Genomic DNA, 17873 nt, shown 5'->3' on the forward strand with positions numbered 1-17873 from the left:
CCTGACAGCGCAAAGCGTTGAACAACTCAGCCGCCTGACCTACCTGAAAACCCTCAGGCTGGATCACAACCCCTTGGGCGCGCTACCGGACATCGGACACATGCCCGGCCTGATGATCGTCAGCCTGCGTGACACCGGCATCGACACCTGGCCCCAAGGCACCTTCGGCAAACCTCGACCGCGCGGTTTTTTCCTCGACTTGCAGGACAACCCGCTGGCGCGTATTCCCGATGTGATCCCGGGCTCGAACGATGCCTTTGTGGTCGCGCGCACCCGGCTCAACGCGCAAGCGCTCAGCGACGTGAACCGGTTGGCCTACGAAAACCTCAGGAGGTCCGTGGGGCTCAGCCCCCGACATGCCTATCCACCTGCCACCGACAATGATCTGGTCTTCTGGCCTGTAACTGACGACAGCGAATGGTGGACGCCCTCCCCCGGGCTTGGCCGATACCGTGGCGAGGCCTGGGGTGATCTGGCCGATGAACCGGACTCGGCGGGATTCTTCACGGTGATTCGCGGCCTTACCCAGTCTGCTGATTATCGAGCTGGAGGCGAGTTTCGAACCGATCTGGCCAAGCGTGTATGGCGAATGATCGATGCCGCCGACATGGATGCCGAGCTCAGGAACAGGCTCTTCACCATGGCCAGCTCACCCGTTAACTGCGCCGATGCCGGCGCTCAATTGTTCAACAACATGGGGCTGGAAGTGCTGGCCTCGGAAGCCAGGTCATTGAGCACCTCGCCGCAGATGCTCGAACGTCAACTGGTGACCCTGGCCCGGAGTGCGGCGCGTCTGGATCATGTGAACGAGATTGCCCGTGCGGACATGCAGGAACGGATGGCCAGCGGCCTCACACCGGATGAAGTCGAGGTCTATCTTGCCTACCAGACCGGTCTGGCCCGACGGCTGGACCTGCCCTGGCAATCGCGAAGCATGCTTCACCGGCCGGTTGCCGGCGTGAGTGAGAGCATGATCGATCACGCCTACGGCGCGGTGCTGTCACTGGAGTACGGTGACGGGCTGGTGAACCAGATGCTGGAGCAACGCTTCTGGGTTGAATACCTTCGCGCGACGCACCCGCGAGCATTTGAGGAAAACACCGAGCTGTACGCGGTGGTCAAGGCCGGGTTACTGGCGGACTTGCGGCAGACGCAAAACGAACGGGCTCATACCCGGCACCGCACGGACGAATACAAAAACCAGCTCGCGGAAAAACTCAAAGACCTTGCCCGACAGCTGTCGGTGCCCGAGTCGGTTGTGTTCACTGGCAAGGAAATGACCGATGAGGTGTACAACCGATTGATCAACGACCTTTTCGACGACGAAAAGGAGCTGGCGCGACGCCTGACCCGAATGGCATTGAGAATGGCAGGTCATTGATAACGCCCTGAACGTTTCGACCATTGCCAGATGCTGTACCTGGAGGCAAACAGTCAGCCGGTAAGTCAAGACGCAGAACCTGTGGGAGCGTGGCTTGCCCGCGAAGAACGATGACGCGTAGCACCTGAAAAACCGCGGTGCATTCTTCGCGGGCAAGCCACGCTCCCACAGGATTTTCGTCGCTCAAATGTCTTAACTTACCGGCACTAGCCCAAGGCTTTCATATTTCCGAATCCCAGATCACGACGATGTTCCCGGTATAGCGGGCGGCGACACCAGGTTGCAGCATGTAATCCATGTATTCGCTCGCGACTTCAAAGTGCAGGATGCCCGGCCGATTGTTCACATAATTCAGGGCCTGGTATTTTTGCTCCTCCTCCTGACCTACACGTACCAGACGACGGCGCTTGACCGGTACGCCAGCGAGATCGGTCAAGCCATCGGGCAGGGTGACGTTGAGTTCCACCAGGACGGCACGCTGCGAAACGGGGTCGCGAATCATGCAGTCATACAGGCCGGGGATTTCGCAGTCGATTTGCATCTTGAACCGTGATGACGCCGAGATATTGAAGACCTGGTCGCGGAACAGACGTACCGGTTTTCGTCCGTGTTGCAGCCAGTTTTGCCACCCGCCGGCCGGCTCCAGCACCACTTTGTTACCACCCGGTGGAATATCGACCTTGAGCGTATGTTCAACGTTGAGGGTAAAACTCAATGTCAGGGTAGAGTCGCTGGGGTGCATGATATCGCCCATGTCGAAATCCATGCCCGGGCCGACGCTGTAGGTCAAATCGCCGATAAAAATTCCGGAAGACATATGCAGCGGATCGGGTGTTCTCAATTCATAACCGATTTGCATCTGGTCATACCTGAACGTCTCGATTCGATATCCCGCAATTGCAGCACACTCGCCCGATGTGGGCGTCAGCCAGAAAAAAGTGCGCCAGGTTGGCTGCACGTACATGCCGCCACCAGAGCCCATGCAGGGCGCAGGTGGTGCCCATGTCCAGTCAGTCCCTCCCCATAAACGGCGGTGCCAGACCGAATTATCATTGGATGGTGAGCCTTCACCGACCAGGTTTTGCGCCGTATCGGGAAGAATGTAACGGCCACCGATAGAAACAATACGAACTTCGACCTCCGATGTCTCTGGCTGACCGTCGGCCTTTCTGATCGTGAGCCGTCGCCAATCGGCCGGCACTTTGAACATCGCCCCTTTGCGGCGATCGGCATGCCCGGCCAGGATGGGAGCGATGGACTGAAACTCGATGGGGACAAGCAATGAGAACAACCCCTGCTCCTTGCAGAATTCAGGTTGATGTGCGCAATGTCCGCTCACCGGGGTGTCATTGGTGAACTTGTTTTCATGGGGTTTGGACGGATCCGGCCTGAACGAAGCGCTGATGTCCATGGTCGCGCCGATCACCGATTCAACGGTTAATGCACACAACATCACCCACCCCGCGCTGCCCTGGAGGAGGGTTTTACAAACCTTCACTGATTTCATCTTCGCTCATGACTCCCTGTCATGGGATGGAGGACGTTTTTTTAACGGGCTCAGGGCGCCACGGCACTGAACACCAACAGCACGTTGCCGTAGTAACTGCCCGGTTTATAACCTCCAGTGGGGATTGTCGGCTCGATGTCCAACCGCACCCGACTGCCTGCCATGGCCTCCTGTGCCGAGACCACTTGCCGGGGCTGAGCGTCGTGACTCAGCTCCTGACCGTTGAAGCTGACGCGCAGGTATATATTCTCGGCATCGTTGCCGTTGGAGATATAAGGTTCGGTCTCCAGCCGCGCTTCAATCGCGCTGGTGTCGTGCTTGACGTCGAAATACTTGCGCAAACCGCCCAAGGTTGACGTATGAGGATTCCACGGCAATCTCTGCTCGCGATGAATCCAGTCCGTTTCCGCCGGTATCACGTAAAACGCCAAGGTGGGGATGTTCACCGAAATTTCGAACTCATGTTCTTCCCGCGCCGCGAACACCTGGGAGCTCATCAGCGTCGCGGCACTCAACGATGCCGCGAAGGCCCATTGCTTGATCATGTCTGGTACCTGTTCATCAAAGAAAACCGCAGCAACACGGGTCGGTGCTACCGGCTGGCAATGCGCATGGTCTTTTTGGCCTGGCCTTCAATCAGCTGGAAACGGTACTCACGACCGGGTTTTTTCTCGAACTGAAAACTCTTTCCCGCGAGGATGTGGTGCTTGGTGGTCGGCTCGCATTCGGTCTCGACCTTCAGCGAGCAGTTCTTGAACTCATCGACCACCACCACGGTGTTGCCGTTGTTGCGAATGCTGTAAGTGCCCGGACCATCATCGATCACGCTGTCATAACGGGTGTTTTTCGGCCGCACGAAGAACACCGTGCCAAAACCGGCCATCACGTTGACCCCCGCCGACAGGTTCTTTTTGTAGGTGTCGCGTTCTTCCTCGGAAACGGCGAATTCGTCTTCCTTTTCCGGCACCACGGGCACGAAGCGCACGCGGAAATAGCGTTCGGTGTCACGTTCGCCCATGTACAACAGACGCGAACCTTGCATGCCATTGGCCGGTACGATCAGCCGCGCGGGGCTGGCCATCAATCCGTCGCGGGCGCTGGCGTCGGCCTTGCTCTTGACCGGCACTTCACGGGGCGTGCCATCGGCGTCGTAGATGATTTCCAGAATGTTGACCTTGACGAAAGCCGTGCTGTCGCCGCCATTGAACACCCGTTTCAGGTAGGTACTTTTATCGCCATCCAGATAGTCGTAAACCGTCCCGACATTGATATTGGGTCCCGCCTGAACGGCCAGGGAAAACCCGCCCAGACTTACCAGTGCAAACAGACGCTTCATAACCTTGAACCTCATGACATTGAATACAACGCTGGCTCGATAACTCGATAAACAGCCCATCAGACTTCCGAATCCCAGATCACCGTGACCGTCCCGGAATAGGTGGCCGCACGGCCGCTTTGCAGCATTGAGTTCACGTAAAAGGAATCGATTTCGAAGTGCAAAACGCCGGGAGCCCGATCGACATAGAAGGCAGGTTGAAACTGTTGGGCCCTATGCGAGCCAGGATAAAAACGCCTGCGCTTGACCGGTTCCCCCACAAGGTCCGTCAGACCATTGGGCAAGCTGATTGATATCTGCACCTCCGCGGTACGCCCTGAAACCAGGTCGACAATCATGCAATTGTTAGTTCCGGTGATGAAGCAACTCAGCTCCATCTTGAACCGCGACGACGCGGAGATATTGAAGGTCTGGTCCCGGAACAGCCGCACCGGTTTGCGCCCGTTTTGCAGCCAGTTTTGCCAGCCGCCTTCCGGTACCAGTTCGACCTTGTTGCCGCCGGGAGGAATGTCGACTTTGAGGGTGTGCTGTACGTCGAGATTGAAGTTCAAGGTCAATGTCGAGTCGTCGGGCTGCATGACATCGCCCATGTCGAAATCCTGACCTGGCCCGACGCTGAAGGTGATCGAACCGGTGTATTGACCGCTCTGCATGCTTAACGGATTAGGGGTTATCAGCTGGTAACCGAACACGAAGTACAGGTAGCGAAAGGACAAAGGGATTTCGAGTAGGGCCTGTTTGGCGCAGACGCCCGCGCCCCGGGGGACTTTCCAGAAGCTGTTGTAACCACGAGTCCCGGCGGTGGCCCAACCGACACCCTGACAAGGGGACGGCGCATAAATCCATCCGCCTCCCTGCCACAGACTGTCCCAACCGCGCAACCCATCCTGCCCCGTCAACTCAGAGATCGGCACCGGTATTGCCGATTCGTGACCGATGCCAGCAATCCGGATCTTGACAATATGGGTCTCACCGGACGAATGGGTGACCTGCACGTCCCGCCACTCCGACGGTACTTTGGCCATTCCTCCCTGACGTGGATCCGCATGGTTGGCGCGGATCGGTGCATTGGCCGTAAAGGTAATCGGCGCGATCAGACTGAACAGACCTTCCGGCTCACATGCCTGAGGGACTTGGGTGCAGAAACCTTGAGACGGGGTTTGATTCTTGAATTCATTCCTATGGGGGGCAGCCGAATCCGGGGCGAACGACGCATTGATGTTCAACACCGCCGCACCCGCCGGTAACGAACACAACCCATACAGCACCGTCAGCAATGCCCCGCTACGCAGTTTTTTTTCAAGCCTGTTGAAGACACTCATGTCGATCATCCCGCCTTCTCAGTCATGTGGGTGGCATCCGCCAAGGTGTCCGGGCTGCAGCGCAGGTCACCGATCATCAGCACGTCGTTTTCACTGCGGTACTTGCCGGTATCGAGTCGGAACTGGCACAGCAACTGATCGGCGTAACGCACTTGCAGGGTCGGCGAGCCGGCGTTCATTTCCATGGAGAAGAACCCGTCGACTTCACTCACCCCGCGGCTGGCGTGGTTGATCACGTGATGGCCCTTGAGGGGACGGCCTTGTGGGTCGAGCAATCGACCGAGCACGGTCAGGGTTTTCATCACGCGCACCTTGCGGTACTCCACCCCGCCCTTGTTCAGGTGATAACGGGTACGCGCCGGCTCGATGGTCGCCGCCGGAACGTGATTGCCTTCGAAGTCGAAACTCACCGAGCTGTTTTTGTAGGCGGTGATGGGGATGAAATTGCGCCCCGGGCGCAAGGCGGCGCTGCCGCCGCTGAGGTCGTCTGCACGCAAGGCGATGCCGTCGATATCGGACTCGACATCGACGATCATCCCGGCGCCCCGCCCCTGAGGCTGGCTGGTCATCACCATCTGCTGGGCGCCGATGGCAACCGTGCTGTCCAGGTTCAGGCCACCGGTAAAGTTGCCGTTGTAGGACGAGCGCTGCACAAACCCGTCGCCCCGGATCGTGTCGGTACTAAAGTTCGCCAGGCTCGACACGCCGACGCCATAGGTGTCGGTGAGTGCCGTCACCGAAACGCTCTGCAACACGTGGTCCTGCAGGTCTTTGCGGTAACCCAGGGAGGCGTTGTTGTCCCGGCTGCCGTCGCGCGCGGTGCGCGAACCGATGCTGCCGGATATTTGTTGTCCCGGTGCCCCCAGCGCGACGTTGACGCTCAGGTCGACGCCGCGATTACGATCATTGCCGCTGCTGTAGCTACCGGGACGATCGAACAGCGACAGGCGCCAACTGGCATCGCTGCCGAACAGCTCGCCGCGCTGCGTCCATCCCAGGTCCACGCCAACGCCTTCGACATTGCCTTCGCTGTGGGACACCCGCGCGTTGACCGAGCTTTTGCGACTGATGCGGTGGTTCAGCGCCAGGGATGAATTGCTGGTCTGGCCGGTGAACACGTTGCGTTGGCGCACTCGGGTGCCGTCGGGCAACGTTTCGTAAATGTTGGTGGTATCGAGCCAGCTGCGATTGTGACTGACCACCACGCTGCCGGAGCCATAGTTGTACAGGCCTTGCAGGTCGAGCCCGGTGCCATGGTCTTCAGTCTGATAAATATTGGCGTATACGCTGGTGCTGTTAGCCAGCGTCCAATCGATGGAACTGCCGTATTGCAGTTTCTCGCGTACCTGGCGCAACGACAGCCCGAGAATGGCCCTGGGGTGCAGCAGGTAGTTGATCGACGCGCCCGCCGTGGCATCACCACTGGTCTGTTGATCCCAGTTGCTGAACAGTTTGCGTTCCTGCCCGGCAAACAGGTTGTAGCGCCAACGCTCATCGACGTTGCGCCAGTTGTTCGGCTTGTACACCAGCTCCTGGGTCGTCGAGGTGATTTGACCGTCTTCGATCAGGCGTACTTCCACTTCGTAAATGCCACCGGGCAACGGCCGGGTGTCGAGGGTTTGCAAGCCGGCCGGCACCGATTGGGTATTGATCAGCAAACCGTCGCGGAAAATTTCCACCGAAGCCTGCCGGTTGGCAGTGACGTAGATCGGATAGACGCTCGGTTTCGGGGTATCGATCGCCAGGCTGTCGGAACTGCCGAACATCATGCCCATCGCAGTATCGGGGCTGGTGCCGAAAGTGCGCGGCTGGCGGGTCAGGCCTTCGGAATTGGGGGTAAAGAAGCCCAGGCGAAAGAAGCTGCCTTGCAATTCACGCTGGGTATGGAGTTCATGAATGGCGTGATAAAGCTTGTCATCGGGCCCACCGAGACGGGCCAGCTGCATGTTGAATGTCTGGCTCCAATTGCCCAGGCTGCCACTGGCCTCCAGGCCAAAACGGCCGCCCAGATCCTGTTCCTGCCCACCATTGAGGTTGAGCTGATTGCGCACGATCAAGCCACTGCTGCCGCCCTCGGGCTGGTCGTAGTAGCGCTTGGCTTCGGTGTCGCGTTCGGCGTTTTCAGTACCGATGGACACCAATGAATTTTGCAGGTTGTAGTGGATCGCCTGCAGTTGTTCCGGACACGCACCCGTGCAGGCGCCAAGGGCCACGCCCGACTTCAGGTAAGTTGCCCAGGCATCACGTTCGACGGCACCAATGTTACTGTCACTGGTGTCGGTGAATTCAAGTAAGGTAATGCGATCATCGCGAGACAATATAATCATCGCCTCACCCAATGGCTGTTGATCAAGTTCAACCCGAACCGCTAACGGAACATCAAAGAAGTGTTCTTCGAAGTCCGCCGGCAAACCTTTGGCCTGAGACAACAAACTTCTCGGCGTATTAGCAACAGTGGCGGGCGCTGCAAATGCACTACTACAAAGCAGCAACGCAAGCGCAGCCGCGATGGGCGTCATCGGGAACATGAACACGTACTCTAATTACCAATAGATTAAAGCCCGGCCGGTAAAAAAATATTTACCGACCGGTTGCGTTACTTGGACAAGTAAGCGTTTCAGGGTCTTGCGTGACGCTTAGAGTGCAACAGGCGGAACAGCGTCATAAACGATGGCAACGGCGCCGGTGTAATCGCCCGCCGGGTGGTTGGAGCCCACCGCGCTGATGCGGATCGGTGCGCGATAGTTAACATCCGACTCCTGTTCACCGACAACCATTTGCGGCGTATTGGTGAGGGCAATGCCGTTGAACGCTACGACCAGATCAATCGTGTTGGCCCCACCGTAGAGACGTGGTGTCCCTTCTACACTGGCGTGAACCGAACCGTTGTTGTTGCGCACATCGAAAAAGCCGGTAATTGGCGTCAGAGTATTACCGCCTACGCCTGGGCTCATGTCCTGATCCTTATTGACCAGGTCTGGATCGACAGGAACCACGTAGAAACCGTTTTCCGGAACGGTGGCGATCAGACTGATGGAATGCCGTGCTTCCCCTGCGGCAAAAACCACAGAAGAACTGAGTGCCAGAATGGCCAATGGAGCAGTCATCGCAATTTTCTTGAACATCATCTAATACCTGTCTTTTTATCTAAGGATTGGCTCATTGAAGTCCGAAAGCCTGTGATCGGCCATATAACCGTCAGAGGTTTTGTTGAACTTTCAATGCCGGAAGATCATCAAGCAATCCCTCCCGAAAGTAAGCAGGCAACTTCTGATGAGCGTGTAGCCAAATGGACATGGCTGCAGCGTGAAAAAACCCGACATATTGAAATAATCAAACAGTGACTGTAAGAGACGGACTACAAATCATGCAAAACACGACCTGTTTTACTTGTCCAACACCGTGCAACTTCCGTAAGACAAGGACCACACTCCCTGAAATTAAAGGTTAATGTCCACGTATTAGAGAGTTAACACTAATTCTCTGTAATTAACAGGCGCGAGAATATGAATTCCTTTGTGTTTTTTCCTCGTCGGATTGTTTTTTCGTCCCGAGCACAGAGGCGCCGTTGGTCTGAAGCGCTTGCTCCGGCCTTAAGATATATCTTACGTTGTATCTAAACACGACGAGAGCAAGCAAAAATGAGAGACCATCATTCCCCCCACCGTGAACACGGCGAAGGCCGCGACGGCTTCGAGAAACGCCCCGGCCCTGGCCGCGAACGTGGTGGGCGCGGCCCCCGGGTATTCGCCCCCGGCGACCTGAAATTGCTGCTGCTGGCACTGATCGCCGAGCAGCCGTGCCATGGCTATGACCTTATCCGCCAGATCGAAAGCATGTTCGACGGCGCCTACAGCCCCAGCCCCGGTGTGATCTACCCAACCCTGACCTTCCTTGAAGAAAGCGAAATGATCCTGGGCGATGCCGAAGGCGGAAAAAAACGCTACAGCATCACCGACGCCGGACGTCTGTCTTTAAGTGAACAAGCGATTGCCCTGGACGGCGTGCGCATGCGCATCGAAGTCAGCAAGCGCTCATTGCGCGGCCATGACCGCCCCGCCGAAATTCACGAAGCGGTGCACAACCTGCGCCATGCCTTGCAAATGCACCATGGTCGCTGGAGCCCGGAAGAAATCCTGCGAGTGCGCGACCTGCTCAACAACACCGCCAAGGCCATCGTCGATGGCCCCGCTGTTCAACCTGTTCAGGAGAAAGCCGAATGACTGACGTGATCCTGCAATCCCAATCCCAATCCATTCACCGCGTCATGCATGAGCTCAAACGCCGTCGCCTGAAAGTGTTGCGAGTGGTCGACCTGACGCCGCGTATGCGCAGGATTACGCTGGGTGGTCCTGAGCTGGCAGGCTTCGTCAGCCTCGGAACGGACGACCATGTAAAACTGCTGTTCCCGCAAAATGCCGAGCAAGAGGCAGCGCTGGAAAACCTGGTGCTGGGCGCCGGCAAAGACAACGGCCCGTTGCCCGAAATGCGCGACTACACCCCGCGCCGCTACGACCTCGACACCCTGGAACTGGACATCGACTTCGTGCTGCACGGCGATGGCCCTGCCTCGACGTGGGCCGAGCAGGCCAAACCTGGCCAGTTCCTGCACATCGGCGGGCCGCGGGGCTCGATGATCGTGCCGGACATCTTCGACAGCTACCTGCTGATTGGCGACGAAACCGCCTTGCCCGCCATCGCCCGCCGGCTCGAAGGCCTGGCTGCCAATCGACGTGCGCTGGTGATCGTGGAAGTGGAAAATGGCGCCGAACAACAACGCCTGGAAAGCGCCGCCCAGGTCGATGTGACCTGGGTGCTGCGTGAGGGAGGCAAAAACAACCTGCTGACCACCGTGCAACAGATCAAGGTGCCCGATGGCAATCTATATGCGTGGGTGGCAACTGAGTCCAAAGTGTCGCGGCAGATCCGCCGGGTATTGCTCGATGAGCATGGGCTGGATGAGCAATTCGTCAAAGCGGTCGGCTACTGGCGACTGGATGACAGTGACGAGGAATAACAGCAATTCATATTGTGGCGAGGAGCTCAGTCATCCCGCGATCCGTAGCAGCTGGCGCAGCCTGCGTTCGGCTGCGAAGCAGTCGTAGAACCTGAGCACTCGATTTACCTGATGCTATACGTTGTCTGACTTTACGACTGCTGCGCAGCCGAACGCAGGCTACGCCAGCTGCTACAAAGTGCGTGTAGTGGCTCGCCACCGATCCAACCCAATCACCACCAGCGCAATCAGCACAAACCCCACAAACAATCCCCCTGCATTCACAAACACCTGTGGATAACCCAGCTTGTCCACATCAATGAACGGATAGGGATAAACCGCCAGCAGATGCCCGCGCCATAACGCATAGCCGAAGTACACCAGCGGATAGATCATCCACAGCGCAATGTGCCGCAGGCGCAACGTACCTTTGGGCACACAGAACCACCAATAAACCAGAAACAGCAGCGGCATGACGTCATGCATCAGCTCGTCGGCCAGCCATTGCCAGCCTTCGGGATGCCATAAATGACGCAGTAACAGGCTGTACGCCAAACCGACCACGGCGATGCTCACCGCAATTGCACTGCTAACCCACGGCTGTAAAAACCAGCGGCGCGCAGCGGATTCGCGGGACGTCAGTTCACAGGTCAGCACCACCGCCACCAGCGTGTTGGTCAGCACGGTGAAGAAACTGAAAAAACTCACCAGCCCACCCAGCAGACTGGCCGCGATACTCCAGCGGGCATAGAGAATCAGGTACATCTGAATGCTCAAACCCGCCCAGCCCAGAATCGCCGCCACGGCAACACAACGACGCCTCGCGGTCGAGGGTATGACCATGCTCAGACCGGTCGCTTGGTGCGCATCAGCTTCACGTACAGGCGTTCGACCTTCTCCCGCGCCCATGGGGTTTTGCGCAGGAATGTAAGGCTCGACTTGATGCTCGGGTCACTCTTGAAGCAGCGGATATCGATACGCTCGGCCAGCCCCGACCATTCGTAGTGCTCAACCAGGGCGTTGAGGATTTGCTCCAGCGTCACGCCATGCAGGGGGTTGGTGTTCTGTTCGGTCATGCCGGGCCTTCGAGCGATGAAAGGATGGGAAGCCGCGCACCTTAGCGGAGGCTTTCGCCCGGTGGAAGGGCTCCGGACAGAGGCATTCGTCAGATGCTGAATTAACTGTAGGCGAGTTGGCCATCATCTGAGGGGCAAACGTCAGGAGATACTGCCAGGACTCAGTAATAACGACGCGGGTCCGAATCGATCAGACTGGCCAGCTTGGTCAGGGCAAACCTCAATTCGTCCTGGCTGGTGGGCGACATCAACACCAATCGCACGCAGCGGGTAATGCCGCTACGTTCGGCCTGGAACTGGGTGCCACTGAGGACCAGCACACCGTTGGCACGGGCCAGCATGGTGAATTCGTCACTGGTCCAGGGTTCGGGCAACGTCAACCAGACGTGGTAGGAATACGGCTGGGTCTTGAGCTCGAAATTGGCGAAGATTTCCTGAGCAATCGCCTGCCGCCCGGCGGCTTCGTTGCGCTGAATACGGATCAGCTTTTTATCCAACCCCTGCGTGATCACATTACTGGCCAACTGAGCGGTCAATGGCGACGGCATCCAGACGCTGCTGCGTACCATGGAGGTCAGGCGTGACAGCAGTTTCGGCGGGCTATAGAGATAGCCAATCCGCAAGGCCGGCATGACCGACTTCGACAGACTGGTCAGGTACACCGAACGATCCGGGGCAAACGCCGACAGCGGTTTGATCGACGGGTCTGTGGCCAGAAAACCGTAGATGTCATCGTCCAGAATGATGAAGTCGAACTCCTCGGCCAATGCCGCGATCTGCGCCCGACGTTTTTGCGACATGATTGCGGCCGTCGGGTTCTGACAGGTCGCCACGCAGACCAGCATCGCCGGTTTCTCACGCTGGCACAGTTCGCGTAACGCTTCGGGAATGATCCCTTCATCGTCCATTGGCACGCCACGCAGACGTCGTTCCAGCCCATGGGCAAGGGAAATGATGCCGGGGTAGCACAGCGCCTCGCAGAGCACCAGATCACCGGCGTTGGTCAGCGCACTCATCGCGACCATCAAACCATGCTGTGCGCCGGCGGTGATCACCACTTGCTGCCATTGCGCATCGGGCAACGAATGGCGCAGCCATTGCGCGCCCGCCTCGCGATGAGCCGGATGACCGCCATCGGGTGCGTAATCGAGGGCATGGGCAAAATCCGTGCTTTTGGCCATGTCCACCAATGCTCCGCGCAACCAGTATTCCAGGGTTTCGCTGTAAGGCTTGATGATCGAAAGATCCAGTAATTCAGACTGCCCAAGATTCAGCGAGACGGCACTGTTGCTGGCCGGCAATTCCAACTGCTTCTGGTTGAGTACATAAGTGCCACGCCCCACTTCCCCCTGCACCAGACGCCGCCGATGGGCTTCGCTATAGGCACGGCTGATGGTACCGGGCGTGACATTCAGCGTGTTGGCCAGCTCCCGCAGAGTCGGCAGACGATCACCTTCGTTCAGCACGCCGTTGCTGATATCGCGCGCCAACGCGTCGGCAATCGACAAATACATCGGCTGGCTGAACTCGCTTAGCTGAGGAACCCACATGAATGATCACTACCATCGTAGAAATGATAAATATCCGAGCATATCACATGGTGGTTAGGCAACTAATAAATGGACTCAATCAATAAATTGAGTCGATTGATTCGGCGATTTAATCGAAAATCATTTTTCATAAAAAATATTTTTCAACAGCAATATTTATTTATAAATCAAATAGTTATTTGGAAAAAATCTGACAAATACCCCTTGATAGCAAAAAAACATCTCGTAACAACCTTCTCGCCTATTGAATCAACTCAATTCATTCAAATACACTCATCTCGAATCGAGTCAATCGACTCAATCTCAATTCTGAATCACCGCGTGCCCGCCACGCCAAGTCGAGACATCATGGACACACTCAGAAAGGATCTATCCCTGTCAGCGGTCATTGCAGGCTTCATCGCCGTGATCATTTCCTATGCCGGCCCGCTGATCATCGTGTTTCAGGCGGCCCGGGAGGCACACCTGCCCAATGATCAAGTGTCGTCCTGGATCTGGGCGATTTCCATCGGCAGCGGCATTACCGGTCTGTTATTGAGCTGGCGTTTGCGGGTTCCGGTGATTACGGCTTGGTCGACACCAGGCGCGGCGTTGCTGGTGTCGATGCTGCCCACGGTCTCCCTGCCCGAGGCCATCGGCGCCTATGTGGTGGCTTCGGTGATTATCGCGGTGGTCGGCCTGTCCGGTGCGTTCGACAAACTGATGAGTCGCCTGCCAAAAGCCATCGCCGCCGCCATGCTCGCCGGCATCCTGTTTCGTTTCGGCGCCGAACTCTTCACCTCGATCAAGCTGCAGCCGAGCCTGGTGCTGTCAATGATCGCGGCGTACCTGATCTTCAAACGCTTTTCACCGCGCTACGCCATCCTGTCGGTATTGATTGTCGGCTGCGCCGTGGCCGCCTCGTTCGGTGAACTCAACACAGGTTCGATCACCATCGATGTCGCCCACCCTATCTTTATCGCCCCGCAGTGGAGCTGGCACGCGATCATCAATATCGGCCTGCCGCTGGCCCTCGTCACCCTGACCGGGCAGTACGTGCCGGGCATGGCGGTGTTGCGCACCTCGGGCTACAACACCCCCGCGCGCTCGATCATTTCGGTCACGGCCATCGGTTCAGTTTTGATGGCGCCCTTCGGCTCCCATGGCTTTAACCTTGCGGCCATCACCGCCGCTATCTGCACCGGCCGCGAAGCCCATGAAGATCGCGACAAGCGTTACATCGCCGGGATCGCCTGCGGGGTGTTCTACATTCTGATGGGCACCTTCGGCGCGACCCTGGCTTCGGTGTTTTCTGCCTTGCCCAAAGAGCTGATCGCCTCGCTCGCCGGCCTGGCCCTGTTCGGGGCGATCAGCGCCGGGCTGACCGGCGCCATGGCTGACGAGAAACAACGTGAAGCGGCGCTGATCACCTTCCTGGTCACCGCCTCGGGCATGAGTTTCCTGGGGCTGGCCGCTGCATTCTGGGGGCTGATCTTCGGGCTCGTGGCACATTTCGTACTGACCTACACCCGAGAAAGCAAAGCCAGCACCGTAGCCGAGGGCAGCCGACCATGACCGCTCGTTACGACTTCATCGAGGTCGGCGGCGCAATAGTCTCAAGGACATGCGCGCGGTAACGGCCAGCGAGGGCTGTTGCCGCATCACGCACCAGCCGCCTTGGCCGAAGCACTTATTTGAAGGAAGACTCCATGAGCCTGAAGAATTTAGACCCTACCCTCGCGCGCCTGATCGGCCGCGAACGCAACCGCCAGGAAACCCACCTGGAACTGATCGCCTCGGAAAACTACGTCAGCGAAGAAGTGCTGGAAGCCCAAGGTTCGGTGCTGACCAATAAGTACGCCGAAGGCTACCCAGGCAAGCGCTATTACGGTGGCTGTAAAGTGGTCGACGAGATCGAAAGCCTCGCCATCGAACGTGCCTGCAAACTGTTTGGCAGCGAATATGCCAACGTCCAGCCGCACTCCGGGTCCCAGGCCAATCAGGCCGTGTTTCTCGCTGTGCTCAACCCTGGCGACACGATTCTGGGAATGTCCCTGGCCGATGGCGGCCACTTGACCCATGGCGCCTCGGTAAACTTCTCCGGCAAGTTCTACAACGCGTACTCTTACGGCCTGGAAAAACACAGCGAAACCCTCGACTACGCCGAGATGGAAGCCCTGGCCCGGGAACACCGGCCGAAAATGATCATTGCCGGTGCCTCGGCATATTCCAGGACCATCGACTTCCAGCGTTTTCGCAAAATATGCGATGAAATCGGGGCATACCTGATGGTCGACATGGCGCACTACGCCGGACTCATCGCAGCCGGCCTGTACCCCTCGCCGGTCGGCATTGCCGACTTCGTCACCTCGACCACTCATAAAACGCTGCGCGGCCCACGGGGCGGTCTGATTCTGGCTAAACGCGAACATGCGGCGTTGCTCGACAAGACGATATTCCCGGTCTATCAGGGTGGACCTCTGATGCACGTCATCGCCGCCAAGGCCGTAGCGTTCAACGAAGCCCTCGGTGATGAGTTCAAGCACTATCAGCAACGCGTCATCGACAACGCCAGGACCATGGCGAATATCCTTACTCGACGGGGCCTGAGGGTGGTGTCAGGTGGCACCGACTGCCACATGTTCCTGCTCGATCTGCGCGCGAAGAACATCACCGGAAAAGATGCCGAGGCGTTGCTCGAGAGCGCCCACATCACCTTGAACAAGAACGCGATCCCCGACGATCCGCAAAAACCTGCGATCACCAGCGGCATTCGCATTGGCACACCCGCCCTGACCACGCGAGGCTTCGGCGAAGCCGAATGCGCCGAAGTGGCCAACCTGATTGCCGACCTGCTTGAGCAACCGACCAATGCGGCGTTGCTGGACAATGTCCGTCGACGGGTGATGCATTTGTGTGAGTGTTTCCCGGTCTATCTGTTGAATTAACGGCACTGAAACGTAAGGGGGCGGACGCTTGAGTCCGCCTTTTTTGGCAGCACCTGGCACTGCGGCGACCGGTCGCAACCGACTGTTACGAAATCCGAAATGATCCATGTCAGTAAAAGCCCTTTCTCTATGTGTAACAGAACATTATCCTTACGCCCGTCCAGCTGAAACGCTTCTCCCCTGCTGCATTCCCGCTGCGTTCAGTTCACCCCCTTTAGAAAAAGACCAAGAATTTCTTCTCTATGCCTGATTTTCAAACTCCGCGAGACAGCGCTGTCTTACTCTCTGTGTCCAATCGAAAAGCCCTCATCCTGATGGGCGGATTCACCGCGTTGGGTCTCGCCACCTGCATCCAGGCTGCGCCGGCCTTCGATAGCGATTCACCGTGGATGCTGGGCGACTGGAACGGTACGCGCACCGAACTTTCGGAAAAGGGCTACGACTTCAAGGTCGATTACACCGGTGAAATGGGCAGCAACCTGCACGGTGGCTATGACCATGACCGCACCGCTCGCTACAGCGACCAGTTCGGCTTTGGCACTCATCTGGACTTGCAGAAAATTTTGGGCTGGGACGACGCTGAATTTCAGCTGACCATCACCGAGCGCAACGGCAACAACATCAGCAACGACCGAATCAACGATCCGCGGGTCGGCGGTTTCACCTCGGCTCAGGAAGTCTGGGGTCGCGGCCAGACCTGGCGCCTGACGCAGATGTGGTATCAGCAGAAATTCTTCGATCAGAAGCTCGACATCAAGGTTGGTCGCTTCGGCGAGGGCGAAGACTTCAACAGCTTCCCCTGCGACTTCCAGAACCTGGCGTTCTGCGGTTCCCAGGTCGGCAACTGGGTGGGCGACATCTGGTACAACTGGCCGGTCAGCCAGTGGGCGATGCGCGTCAAATATCACCTGACGCCGGAGTTGTACGCGCAGGTCGGGGCTTACGAGCAAAACCCGTCCAACCTTGATCGCGATAATGGTTTCAAGCTCAGCGGCAGCGGCACACAGGGCGCGATCCTGCCGGTGGAGCTGGTCTGGACTCCGAAATTCAATGGCCTGCCGGGTGAATACCGTGCCGGTTACTACTACAGCAACGCCACGGCCACCGACGTCTACAAGGACAGCAACGGCCAGCCAGCAGCCCTGACTGGCGAGGCTTATCGCAGCGCATCGAGCAAGCACGGCGTATGGCTCGGTATTCAGCAGCAGCTGACCAGCCGCGCCAGTGACCACTCTCGGGGCCTGAGCGTGTTCGCCAATGGCACGATGCACGACAAGAAAACCAACGCCATCGACAACTACGTCCAGGCCGGCGTCGTCTATAAAGGTTTGTTCGATGCCCGCGCCCGGGACGACATCGGTTTTGCCCTGGCCCGTGTCCACGTCAACCCGGCCTTTCGCAAGAACGCCGAGGCTACCAATCAGGCCCGCGCCGTCTTCGACTACGACGACCCATCATTCCTGCCACCGCAAGACACCGAATACAGCAGCGAGCTCTATTACGGCGTGCACGTCACGAACTGGCTGACCGTGCGCCCGAACCTGCAATACATCCGCCACCCCGGTGGCGTGGACAAGGTCGATGACGCGCTGATTGGCGGGATCAAGATCCAGTCGTCGTTCTAAGAATCACCACAAATCCTTGTAGGAGCGAGGCTTGCCCGCGAAGGCGATCTATTAATCAGCATCTTTTGTTGAATGTTAATCCGTCTTCGCGGGCAAGCCTCGCTCCTACAAGGGAATGCGGCGTCCAACCGTTTTTTATATGAACCCTGCCCG

Annotated in this window: 15 protein-coding genes; 6 read left to right on the forward strand and 9 right to left on the reverse strand. The window is 57.7% G+C overall.

Going from position 1 to position 17873, the window contains the following annotated elements:
- Positions 1 to 112 precede the first annotated feature (112 nt).
- Positions 113 to 1381, forward strand: coding sequence for an NEL-type E3 ubiquitin ligase domain-containing protein (locus ACIPLA_RS12190; RefSeq protein ID WP_401173294.1), 1269 nt, complete (start codon positions 113 to 115; stop codon positions 1379 to 1381).
- Between the two features lie 220 nt (positions 1382 to 1601).
- Here ACIPLA_RS12190 and ACIPLA_RS12195 read toward each other — a convergent pair whose 3' ends face one another.
- The 6 genes from ACIPLA_RS12195 to ACIPLA_RS12220 all read right to left on the reverse strand — a co-directional run bounded on the left by ACIPLA_RS12195 (position 1602) and on the right by ACIPLA_RS12220 (position 8674).
- Positions 1602 to 2888 (reverse strand): hypothetical protein, encoded by a 1287-nt coding sequence (locus ACIPLA_RS12195; RefSeq protein WP_401173263.1) that lies wholly within the window; start codon positions 2886 to 2888, stop codon positions 1602 to 1604.
- A 50-nt stretch (positions 2889 to 2938) separates the two neighbouring features.
- Positions 2939 to 3433 carry a CS1 type fimbrial major subunit gene (locus ACIPLA_RS12200; protein WP_218398988.1) on the reverse strand — a complete coding sequence of 165 codons (495 nt, stop codon included), beginning with the start codon at positions 3431 to 3433 and terminating at the stop codon, positions 2939 to 2941.
- A gap of 47 nt (positions 3434 to 3480) precedes the next feature.
- The gene (locus ACIPLA_RS12205; RefSeq protein ID WP_218398987.1) at positions 3481 to 4224 is read right to left on the reverse strand and encodes a molecular chaperone; all 744 of its coding nucleotides are present in this window, start codon (positions 4222 to 4224) and stop codon (positions 3481 to 3483) included.
- Positions 4225 to 4283: 59 nt separating this feature from the next.
- The gene (locus ACIPLA_RS12210; RefSeq protein WP_218398986.1) at positions 4284 to 5546 is read right to left on the reverse strand and encodes a hypothetical protein; all 1263 of its coding nucleotides are present in this window, start codon (positions 5544 to 5546) and stop codon (positions 4284 to 4286) included.
- A gap of 5 nt (positions 5547 to 5551) precedes the next feature.
- Positions 5552 to 8074: a CS1-pili formation C-terminal domain-containing protein gene (locus ACIPLA_RS12215; RefSeq protein ID WP_401173264.1), complete on the reverse strand. Its 2523-nt coding sequence runs from the start codon at positions 8072 to 8074 to the stop codon at positions 5552 to 5554.
- Between the two features lie 108 nt (positions 8075 to 8182).
- Entirely contained in the window at positions 8183 to 8674 is a 492-nt protein-coding gene (locus ACIPLA_RS12220; protein ID WP_218398984.1) for a CS1 type fimbrial major subunit, read from the reverse strand.
- 513 nt (positions 8675 to 9187) lie between these two features.
- Here ACIPLA_RS12220 and ACIPLA_RS12225 point away from each other — a divergent pair.
- On the forward strand, positions 9188 to 9769 hold the full coding sequence (locus tag ACIPLA_RS12225; RefSeq protein WP_008072292.1) for a PadR family transcriptional regulator: 582 nt from the start codon (positions 9188 to 9190) through the stop codon (positions 9767 to 9769).
- On the forward strand, positions 9766 to 10563 hold the full coding sequence (locus ACIPLA_RS12230; protein ID WP_218398983.1) for a siderophore-interacting protein: 798 nt from the start codon (positions 9766 to 9768) through the stop codon (positions 10561 to 10563). The genes ACIPLA_RS12225 and ACIPLA_RS12230 overlap by 4 nt, the downstream gene beginning before the upstream one ends.
- 171 nt (positions 10564 to 10734) lie before the next feature.
- Here ACIPLA_RS12230 and ACIPLA_RS12235 read toward each other — a convergent pair whose 3' ends face one another.
- The 3 genes from ACIPLA_RS12235 to ACIPLA_RS12245 all read right to left on the reverse strand — a co-directional run bounded on the left by ACIPLA_RS12235 (position 10735) and on the right by ACIPLA_RS12245 (position 13168).
- Positions 10735 to 11385, reverse strand: coding sequence for a Pr6Pr family membrane protein (locus ACIPLA_RS12235; RefSeq protein WP_218398982.1), 651 nt, complete (start codon positions 11383 to 11385; stop codon positions 10735 to 10737).
- 2 nt (positions 11386 to 11387) lie between these two features.
- Complete coding sequence (locus ACIPLA_RS12240) at positions 11388 to 11618, reverse strand: VF530 family DNA-binding protein (RefSeq protein WP_007941719.1); 231 nt, start codon at positions 11616 to 11618, stop codon at positions 11388 to 11390.
- A 161-nt stretch (positions 11619 to 11779) separates the two neighbouring features.
- Positions 11780 to 13168, reverse strand: coding sequence for a PLP-dependent aminotransferase family protein (locus tag ACIPLA_RS12245; protein ID WP_401173265.1), 1389 nt, complete (start codon positions 13166 to 13168; stop codon positions 11780 to 11782).
- Positions 13169 to 13516: 348 nt separating this feature from the next.
- Between ACIPLA_RS12245 and ACIPLA_RS12250 the strand changes: the two genes are divergently transcribed.
- The 3 genes from ACIPLA_RS12250 (at position 13517) to ACIPLA_RS12260 (ending at position 17720) form a co-directional block, all read left to right on the forward strand.
- The gene (locus ACIPLA_RS12250; protein WP_123500600.1) at positions 13517 to 14722 is read left to right on the forward strand and encodes a benzoate/H(+) symporter BenE family transporter; all 1206 of its coding nucleotides are present in this window, start codon (positions 13517 to 13519) and stop codon (positions 14720 to 14722) included.
- A 134-nt stretch (positions 14723 to 14856) separates the two neighbouring features.
- The gene (gene glyA, locus ACIPLA_RS12255) at positions 14857 to 16095 is read left to right on the forward strand and encodes a serine hydroxymethyltransferase (protein ID WP_401173266.1); all 1239 of its coding nucleotides are present in this window, start codon (positions 14857 to 14859) and stop codon (positions 16093 to 16095) included.
- A gap of 242 nt (positions 16096 to 16337) precedes the next feature.
- Positions 16338 to 17720, forward strand: coding sequence for a carbohydrate porin (locus ACIPLA_RS12260; RefSeq protein WP_401173267.1), 1383 nt, complete (start codon positions 16338 to 16340; stop codon positions 17718 to 17720).
- Positions 17721 to 17873 lie beyond the last annotated feature (153 nt).

Origin of the sequence: Pseudomonas sp. NPDC086112, from assembly GCF_044746425.1 — a bacterium.
Taxonomy (GTDB): Bacteria; Pseudomonadota; Gammaproteobacteria; order Pseudomonadales; family Pseudomonadaceae; genus Aquipseudomonas.